The following is an 8,792-nucleotide window of genomic DNA, read 5'->3' as shown; positions in this document are numbered from 1 at the left end:
GTTTCTTTCTCTATCAACTTGAGCGCCGTGTTCCTTACTCCCTGCCAATAAGCTATTTCCTCTTGGAGAGTCATATCCTTAATTTCCTCATAGATCTGTCGGCTAGCTAAACGCTTCACCTCAATACAGTCAAATTTCTTGGTTTTCATAATTAATAACCTCTAGAGGTGAGTAAATATCGATTTAAGAATAGCCGTTAATCACATTAATAGCGCGATATAGAGGAATTTTCTGAAAATGGACAATGTGCTTTCAAGAATTGTCAGAAGGACATAGGGACCAATATGCCCAAACCCGTCTAAGTAGGCCAGATAAAGCACAAGTTCTCCAAAAACGCGAAAGTCCGGCCTTGCAGACCGAATCTCTGAATTAGAACATAGATAATAAATGCTTGTCTATGTGTCTCCTAATAGCCTATCTACTAATTTGGAAAACGTCAATAATTAGACTTTTAGATATGTATTATGGTGACATAATCTCAGGTTATATATATTGCAGTCTGTTCCCCACCAGGTAATTGCCGAGTATACCGAAACTATTTTATGGTTGCGACTGTCAGAATCCCGATCGCCGTGGTGCAGACCTCAGACATGCCAATCTTGAAGATGCCAAAGTCAATGATAGTGATACCGGACTGATGCGAGCGAAACTTGGCCGCGATCGGCTCCCGCGATGCAGCACCCTAAACCCCGATCGAGACTGTTAAAGTTTAGATAGAGAGCATTCAGCGCAGGCCGCGATCGGTTCATGCACAAACTCCTCCAAGACTACTTCGCCCAGTTACTTACTAACCCCTAGCCCCAAATCTTTCAAGGAGAAAAGCCCAAAATGCTAACCATAAAAGGAACCTATCGTGACGGTCAAATTCAGTTCTCTGAACCCGTTCCCCAGCGAGAAGGTCAGGTCTTGGTTATCTTCCTTGATGAGGAAAGCCCTCCTCCCGTCAGCGAGAAGCAGGATTGGGAAGCCTTCAATCGTCTTATTGCAGAGTGTCAACTAGAAACAGGCATTACCGACTTGGCCCACCAGCACGATCATTATCTCTACGGTAAACCCAAGCAGACATCAGATGAATGAAAAAGTCTTTGTGGATACCGTAGCCTGGATTGCCTTGCTGAATCAAGATGATGCTTTGCATCAACAGGCTAGCACAATTCTTGAGCAACTTTATGTAGAAAACAAGGGGTTAATAACCTCCGAATTTATCTTATTAGAAGTTGCTGATGCTTTAAGTGCTCCCAACTTGCGAGGCAAAACCATCCGCTTTCTAAATCAGCTTAGACAGATGGGAGTAGTAACCGTTATTTCAGCAAGCCAAGATTTACTGAACTCAGGCTGGCAGCTTTACTCACAAAGACTTGACAAAGACTGGGGGTTGACAGATTGCACCAGCTTTGTGCTAATGGAACAGCAAAATATAACGACTGCTTTTACCTCAGACCGGCATTTCACTCAAGCAGGCTTCACCTGTTTACTAGAAACGCCTAACCGCCTTAAGTGAAACCGTAGATCGTGGGTTAATTGCACAACCAAAACTATTTCATGGTCGCGACTGTCAGAATCTCGATCGCCGTGGTGCAGACCTCAGACATGCCGATCTTGAAGATGCCAAAGTTAGTGATAGTGATACCAGACTGATACGGGCGAAACTTAGTCGCGATCGGCTCCCACGATGCAGCACCCTCAACCTCGATCGAGACTGTTAAAGTTTAGATAGAGAGCATTTAGCGCAGGCCGCGATCGGTTCATGCACAAACTCCTCAACGGACGGGATACTGGTCGCGACACTTGAGCAAAGCGTTGGCTTCACTCAGTAGCAACGGCTACAGATTAACGGGATAAGAAGCCACTAGAGTCAAGGCCAGAATGCGGAGTACGCCTCATGCCGAAAACCCTCTTCAAGGTAGATCTCACCAAACCGATGGATCAACAGGAATTGCCGGGACATAATCGCTGGCATCCTGATATTCCCGCCGTTGTATCAGTCAACCCTGGTGACGTCTTTCGCATTGAATGTAAAGATTGGACCGATGGTCAGATTAAGAATAATGACAACCCCGACGACATCGAAACGGTTGATCTGACGGTTGTGCATGTCTTGAGTGGTCCGATCTGGGTGAATGGGGCAGAACCGGGCGATATTCTGGTGGTAGATTTGCTCGATATCGGTGCTCTACAAGGGGACGAATGGGGGTTTACGGGCATTTTTGCGAAAGAAAATGGCGGTGGGTTTCTGACCGATCATTTCCCCAAGGCAGCGAAGGCTATTTGGGATTTCCAAGGCATTTATACGTCTTCCCGTCATATTCCCAATGTCAAATTTGCGGGCATTATTCACCCAGGTTTGATTGGTTGTGCCCCCTCCCATGAACTCTTGGCAACGTGGAATAAACGAGAACGGGAACTGGTCAACAGTGCCCCTGAACTGCGCACCTACGGCACGGGGATGGCGGGGGATTTGCCGGTTTATGCCGCGCTACCCAACCCCCAAAATGCAATTTTGGGTACCCTGCCGCCATCGGACTATGCCCGTGTAGCCGCCGAAGCCGCCCGTACTGTTCCTCCACGGGAACATGGGGGGAATTGTGATATTAAAAACCTCTCTAAGGGTACCCGAATTTACTTCCCGGTTTATGTGGAAGGGGCAAAGTTGTCGATGGGGGATATCCACTTTTCCCAGGGAGATGGTGAAATTTCCTTCTGTGGCGCGATCGAGATGTCGGGCTACATTGATTTGCATGTGGATATCATCAAGGGCGGTGTTGAGAAATATGGGCTAGTCAATCCCATTTTTAAGCCCGGTCCGGTGGAACCTCGCTATTCGGAATACCTGGTGTTTGAAGGGATTTCCGTAGACGAATATACGGGCAAGCAATACTACATGGATGTGCATATTGCCTATCGTCGTGCCTGTTTGAATGCGATCGAGTATCTCAAGAAATTTGGTTTCACTGGAGAGCAGGCGTATTTACTTCTCAGTTGTGCGCCGGTTGAGGGCCGGGTGAGTGGCATTGTGGATATTCCTAACGCCTGCTGTACCTTGGCAATTCCAACTGAAATCTTTGACATGGATATTCTGCCAAAATAAGAGGTAATTGCCATGCCGTTGTATGAGTTTCGATGTGAAACCTGTGGGGTATTTGACAGTTGGCGATCGCTAGCCGAATCGAGTCAGCCCGCCTTTTGTCCCACCTGCGATCGTGAGGGGCGGCGCATCTTTTCGGCCCCAGCAGTGAGCCTATCATCAGCATTACCCCGGCGATCAACAGGTGGAGAACCTGCGATCGTCAGCAAGACCGAACGCGAGCCTAAACCCGCCCGCTTCCAAAGTCAAGCCTGCGGTCGCCCTTGGATGCTGAACCATTAGTAAGCTGACCCCATGCGGCAAGCTGCAACAATAGTCTCCGTAGGCTCTACATTGGGGACGCTGCGCGAATGTATAGCATCCCCAATGTAGAAGTGGAAAACAATAATGATGGAGTAGGCTCCGGTCTGCCCCGAAGGCGTCTGCGATCGACTCAAGCAGCTATCCTAGGTTGACTGCGTGCTCTACTAAGTCTCTTGATAAAAGACTAATTTTTGAAGCCACCTGCAAATGTCGTAGCATTATTGAAAATGGCATTTTCTTCCGCTGCTGGTAGATTCGTTGCCAAAGGATATTCTGTCTGCAATTCTAAATCAAAAAATGCAACAAGCCGTGTTCCAATTGGCTCCTTATCTGTGCCAATCAAAAAAATGAAGACACCCCTTGTGATCGATGATAAATTAATGTAGGAGGCACTTGCAGTCACGGGCTTAGCAAACCAGGAAGCAGTAGTTACTCTGGGTCTAAAAACCTTAATTCGACTTCAGAAGCAAGCGCAGATTAAATCATTTAGGGAAAAGTTGCAGGGGGTCAATAAATCAAGCAACTTGTCCATATTTATCATCTGGGTAATCCTCAATAATTTGGCCATTAGCGATCGCTTTCCTAATTCCCTGGACTCGAATCTTGCGTAAAGATGATCAACGCCTAGAACTCCAAACCCTCCTACAAACTTATAATGAGATGCTGCACTAGTAGCTCGAACAGTAAGTTCTGCAACGTTCGTAGTGCTGGCTTTAGCCGGCAACGACTCAAGTCGTTACTACCAACGTTGCGAAACTTTATGTTTACTGTACTAGATACGGGCAGTAGCGGCAGTGGGCATCAGGGGACGATCGCTTGGGGCCACCGCTGGCTTAGCGTCGAGAGCATCTAAGCCCTGTTCGAGTTGGGCCTGCTCTAGCGCACGGCCAATGAATACAAGGCGAGTTTGGCGAGCTTCCCCATTCTGCCACGGGCGATCGTAGAAATAATCAAAACGGGGACCAACCCCTTGCAAGACCAGTCGCATGGGTTTATTGGGCACGGCAACAAAACCCTTAATCCGATAAATTTCCATCTGCTGGGCTAACTGGCTGAGGTATTCGACCAGGCATTTGGGTTCAAAGGCACGATCGCGTTGGAGATAGACGGCATTGATCTGATCATCGTGATCATGGTCTTCCTCGGTGTCGTGGTGGCTGGGGCGCTGGTCAAGATTATCTTCAACCGCTGCATTAAAGCCCAACAGGACCGCCGACTCAATTTGCCCCTGGTGGCAGGGAATAATCCGCACCCCCGCCGGAACTTGGCTGGCCAGCCAGGTTTGCACTTGGGTGAGGGTAGCGGGTTCCAGGCGATCGGTCTTTGTCAACAGCACCAAATCGGCACAGTTGAGTTGATCTTCAAACAGTTCTTCAATCGGCGTTTCATGTTCCAGATTGGGATCAGCCTGTCGTTGGCTTTCCAGTTCCGCCAGATCCCCGACCAAGTGCCCTGCGGCCAGAGCCTCCCCATCAACCACCGCAATCACCCCATCCACCGTCGCCCCGGTCCGAATTTCTGGCCAGCGAAAGGCTTGCACCAGGGGTTTTGGCAAAGCCAACCCAGAAGTTTCAATCACAATGCAGTCGATGCGATCGCGCTGTTGCAGGAGTTCCTGCATCGTGGGCAGGAATTCTTCTTGCACCGTGCAGCAGAGACAACCATTAGTGAGTTCCACGATTTGGGGCGTGGCTGAGGGCGTGGCCAGAGGCGTGCGATCGGTATCGGCATCATCACAGATACGACAGGCCCGCAATAGTTCGCCATCAATACCCACCTCCCCAAACTCGTTCACCAGGACGGCAATTCGGCGACCGTCAGGGTGTTGCAGGAGGTGACGCACGAGGGTTGTTTTTCCAGCTCCGAGGAAGCCAGTGATGACAGTGACGGGAATTTTATGCATTGTGCTAGTCGGTTTAGTGTATACGTTCTAAGTTTGTGCTGAAGCCGATCGGTCTAATAGGGTAGATACTGTTTTTGTTAGGAGCGTGTCAAGGGGACCCATTTTTAGAGGCAGGTTTTTCAAACCTGCTAGACTGTCAATGATATTCGATTTTCCTAAGAACTCCCCGATTAATATGAAATAGGGGCAGTTCAACTGCTCTAGCCAATGAGATGAAGTTGGTTATGAGCGCACAATTTATATTTTTCGAGGTTTCCCTAACTATTAGTATGAGTATGCGTCTTTTTTCAGAGAAATTGGTTGTCCCCTTGATTTTGTTAGCGATACCAGTAATGCTTTCTATCGATGTAGCTGCTAGCCCTTGGCGTTCTGATTGCGTTAAATGGCCAACGAACTTAAATTCGTCTAACGCCGATAAAATCACGGGAGATGAATGCTAGATTACAGCAGTTCAAGCCCAATTGAGCGGTACAAATGGTTATTTACATACATATCAGTTTCGAGATGGAACACGCATTCGCATTTTCATCCCGGAGACAAACCTTCGTCCAGATCGCAGCTATCCTATTTTTTTCTCAATAGGAGATAATGCTTGGTCTAGAGGACAGCGCACAGAAAGTGATCTACCCCATCAATGTGATTCCTATCAATGCTATTGGATGACCGTTCGTGATGCGGATGGGAATATTATCGTAGCAGAAGGTTTTAGCATCTAGTTTAAGAATTTCAGAACCGATCCCCCCAACATTTATCCTGATCATCCCCGCCATCCGTGACTGAGCCTCACCTCAACTTCAAGACCGCCCTCACTGCCCTCGAAGCAGCTACCCCCGTACTGCTTGCCTGCGATCGACTGGTCCAAGCGGGCCAGTGGCATTCCTTGACTTTCTCTATGGAAAAGCCGCTTTTCAGACCAATGTCCTGGAAGCCCAGCCCCAATTCATTCCATTGGCAACCCATCCCCGGCACTGATCGTTATCACGTCGTGCTGGGCCAAGTCGAAACCATTCTCTGGGAAAGAGAGACCCCTCCGCAGTGAACAGGCCATCGCCAAACTCGGCTTAGCCACTGTTGCTATTACGAAGGGTGATCGTCAACACGCCTACCGTTGGCTCTACGGTGCGCAGAATTTCTGTGTCCGGGCTAGGGAACCCAATCAAGCCGAGAAAATGGCCGAATTCATTCACAAACTATCTCTAGACCCCTGGGATGGGTTCCCCTACCCCCCTAAACGTTCTAGCGAGAAGTTAGCGGCTGCCATGACTTGGGGATGGCTGTCTTTGGCTAAATACCGTAAGGCCGCCAAACTTTTGGGGCTGGGCAGATTCCCCAAACTCTCGGCTAGGCGCTGACGGGTGAGCCAGTCCTCGGATTGGGCAAACCGGAGGATGGCATCAACCGCATCAACCGCCCGGATTTCACCGATCGCCGCGATCGCCGCCTGCTGAATAACCACATCACTACTGTCGAGGGCTTCCACCAACACGGTTTGGGCACGGGGGTCCTGGAGATTGCCTAGGGCCACAGCGGCGCTAAAGCGTACCAACCATTCCGTATCCTCGTAAAACGCATGAACGAGTGCCTCAAATGCCTGACGATCCCCCAGGTAACCCAACGCTCCTGCCGCCGCCGCCCGCACACCATAGTCAGTATCCGCTTCGAGCAGTTGTACCAGCAGGGGTAGGGACTCTGCCGTCGGCTTGATGCCCAGGGCAAAAACAGCCATTGCCCGAATTTGGACACTTTCGTCCGCTAGCACCTTTTTAATCAAGGGAACAGCCGCCTCGGCTGGCACATCCCGCAGGGAAACCAAGGCTAACATCCGATCGCGTGAGTCCTGGCTCTCTAGTTGTGTAGCAATCGTTTCCAAACTGAGTAGGGGCATGATTAAGGTTTGTTTACATTTATTTACAAAAATATTATAGCCCGACTGAATCCCGATCACGGGCAGGGCGGGACTTGGGCGAGGGCTAGACGCAATACCTCACTTCCGGCCCCTGGTAAATGGGAATATTCGGTCAGATAGCGTTTCCAGGCACGGCTCCCCGGTTGCCCCGCAAAGAGTTGCAGCAAATGGCGGGTAATGGCGCTGAGTTTTAGGCCACGGGTGATCCAGGCATCCGTATAGGGCAGCATGGCCTCAACAACGGCATGATGGGTCGGTGGGATCGCCGTCGTATCCCCAAAAATATCCCGATCGGCAGCGGCGAATTGGTAGGGCTGGTCATAGGCGGCGCGACCGATCATGACCGCATCAACCCACTGAAGCTGGGCCTGGGCTTCAGTTAGGGTATGAATACCGCCATTGATTTCAATGCGCAGGTGAGGAAAATCTTGCTTTAATCGGTAAACGTCGCCATAGCGTAGGGGGGGGACTTCCCGATTCTCCTTAGGGCTTAAGCCTTGCAACCAGGCTTTACGGGCATGAACTGTAAACCGATCGCAACCAGCGGCGGCGACGATCGTGACGAACTGGGCAAGGTCTTCGTAGCGATCCCGATCGTCTACCCCAATCCGATGCTTGACCGTCACCGGGATTGACACAGCGGCCCGCATGGCCGCCACACAGTCAGCAACACGCTCTGGCTGAAGCATCAAACAAGCCCCAAAATGCCCCGACTGTACCCGACTGCTGGGGCAGCCCACATTTAAGTTAACTTCGTCATACCCCAAGTCTGCGGCAATCCGAGCACAGGCAGCGAGGTCCTGGGGCCGATCGCCCCCCACTTGCAAGACGAGGGGTTTTTCCTCTGGGCTAAAGCCTAATAAGCGATCGCGATCGCCGTGCAAAATCGCCTGACTGGTCACCATTTCGGTATACAACAGGGTCCGGCGGGTGAGTTGGCGTAGGAAGTACCGGAAATGGCGATCGGTGCGCTCCATCATCGGCGCAACACTTAAGGGAATCCCCAAGGATACCGATGCCAAGCTTTGGGCAGAGGCGGGGGATGCGATCGGGGCAGGAAGCATCATGGCAGGCAATTCTAGCACATTCCCCATTGTGGCTTGGCTGCTGGCATCAACGATCGCCAGCCATCACCCACGCTCATAGGCGAAAATTAGCCGCGTCCTTGGAACTTTCTCATGAGTCACAACTTCTACAAAACCGTACTGATGATCCCGCATGCCTGATGAAGGGTACTGGCAAAGGGGATTTGGTACGGCGCGCAGCCATAAGCCGCCTCACTAGGAAAGTATTCTCCTATTTTTAGGGATTGGACGTGTCCATCCCTAGGGTTTATCTCCACGTAGCTACGGCTAACGTGACGGCTTGTGCTGGCGAATAGGTGCTCTACCGTATCCAACCTAATCTACCGAGCGATCAAAGTCGTCATGAAAACAACACGAGGAATTTGCGGTTGGCTTCAAGGGTGCCTCCACCCCGTAACGGCACTGACAACACTGGCCCTCATTGGCCAGGGCGGTAGCGCCTTAGCCCAGCAGCGCCCTGCGGTCACGGTCCCGGTGCGCACAGCAACCCAGCCCCCAGCCCCACCCCAG

At 50.7% G+C, this 8,792-nt stretch carries 10 protein-coding genes; 4 read left to right on the top strand and 6 right to left on the bottom strand.

Annotated elements, in window-relative coordinates:
• Positions 1 to 614 precede the first annotated feature (614 nt).
• On the bottom strand, positions 615 to 749 hold the full coding sequence (locus ACWIUF_RS02940; protein ID WP_448570704.1) for a hypothetical protein: 135 nt from the start codon (positions 747 to 749) through the stop codon (positions 615 to 617).
• Between the two features lie 79 nt (positions 750 to 828).
• On the opposite strand from ACWIUF_RS02940, the gene ACWIUF_RS02935 reads away from it, so the two are divergent.
• From ACWIUF_RS02935 to ACWIUF_RS02920, 4 genes are all read left to right on the top strand, one after another.
• Positions 829 to 1,077, top strand: coding sequence for a hypothetical protein (locus ACWIUF_RS02935; RefSeq protein WP_448570702.1), 249 nt, complete (start codon positions 829 to 831; stop codon positions 1,075 to 1,077).
• Positions 1,070 to 1,501, top strand: coding sequence for a type II toxin-antitoxin system VapC family toxin (locus tag ACWIUF_RS02930; RefSeq protein WP_448570701.1), 432 nt, complete (start codon positions 1,070 to 1,072; stop codon positions 1,499 to 1,501). The genes ACWIUF_RS02935 and ACWIUF_RS02930 overlap by 8 nt, the downstream gene beginning before the upstream one ends.
• A 381-nt stretch (positions 1,502 to 1,882) precedes the next feature.
• Entirely contained in the window at positions 1,883 to 3,088 is a 1,206-nt protein-coding gene (gene fmdA / locus ACWIUF_RS02925; protein ID WP_448570700.1) for a formamidase, read from the top strand.
• 12 nt (positions 3,089 to 3,100) lie between these two features.
• Positions 3,101 to 3,367 (top strand): FmdB family zinc ribbon protein, encoded by a 267-nt coding sequence (locus tag ACWIUF_RS02920; RefSeq protein ID WP_448570699.1) that lies wholly within the window; start codon positions 3,101 to 3,103, stop codon positions 3,365 to 3,367.
• Between the two features lie 205 nt (positions 3,368 to 3,572).
• Here ACWIUF_RS02920 and ACWIUF_RS02915 read toward each other — a convergent pair whose 3' ends face one another.
• The 5 genes from ACWIUF_RS02915 to dusA form a co-directional block, all read right to left on the bottom strand.
• The gene (locus tag ACWIUF_RS02915) at positions 3,573 to 3,791 is read right to left on the bottom strand and encodes a hypothetical protein (RefSeq protein ID WP_448570698.1); all 219 of its coding nucleotides are present in this window, start codon (positions 3,789 to 3,791) and stop codon (positions 3,573 to 3,575) included.
• Between the two features lie 112 nt (positions 3,792 to 3,903).
• On the bottom strand, positions 3,904 to 3,990 hold the full coding sequence (locus tag ACWIUF_RS02910; protein ID WP_448570706.1) for a DUF4258 domain-containing protein: 87 nt from the start codon (positions 3,988 to 3,990) through the stop codon (positions 3,904 to 3,906).
• Positions 3,991 to 4,160: 170 nt separating this feature from the next.
• Positions 4,161 to 5,291, bottom strand: coding sequence for a cobalamin biosynthesis protein CobW (cobW, locus tag ACWIUF_RS02905; protein WP_448570697.1), 1,131 nt, complete (start codon positions 5,289 to 5,291; stop codon positions 4,161 to 4,163).
• A 1,219-nt stretch (positions 5,292 to 6,510) separates the two neighbouring features.
• Complete coding sequence (locus ACWIUF_RS02900) at positions 6,511 to 7,176, bottom strand: HEAT repeat domain-containing protein (protein ID WP_448570696.1); 666 nt, start codon at positions 7,174 to 7,176, stop codon at positions 6,511 to 6,513.
• 56 nt (positions 7,177 to 7,232) lie between these two features.
• The gene (dusA, locus tag ACWIUF_RS02895) at positions 7,233 to 8,264 is read right to left on the bottom strand and encodes a tRNA dihydrouridine(20/20a) synthase DusA (protein ID WP_448570695.1); all 1,032 of its coding nucleotides are present in this window, start codon (positions 8,262 to 8,264) and stop codon (positions 7,233 to 7,235) included.
• Positions 8,265 to 8,792 lie beyond the last annotated feature (528 nt).

The organism is Trichothermofontia sp., from assembly GCF_053493415.1.
This window is presented reverse-complemented; position numbering and strand designations above follow the sequence as displayed.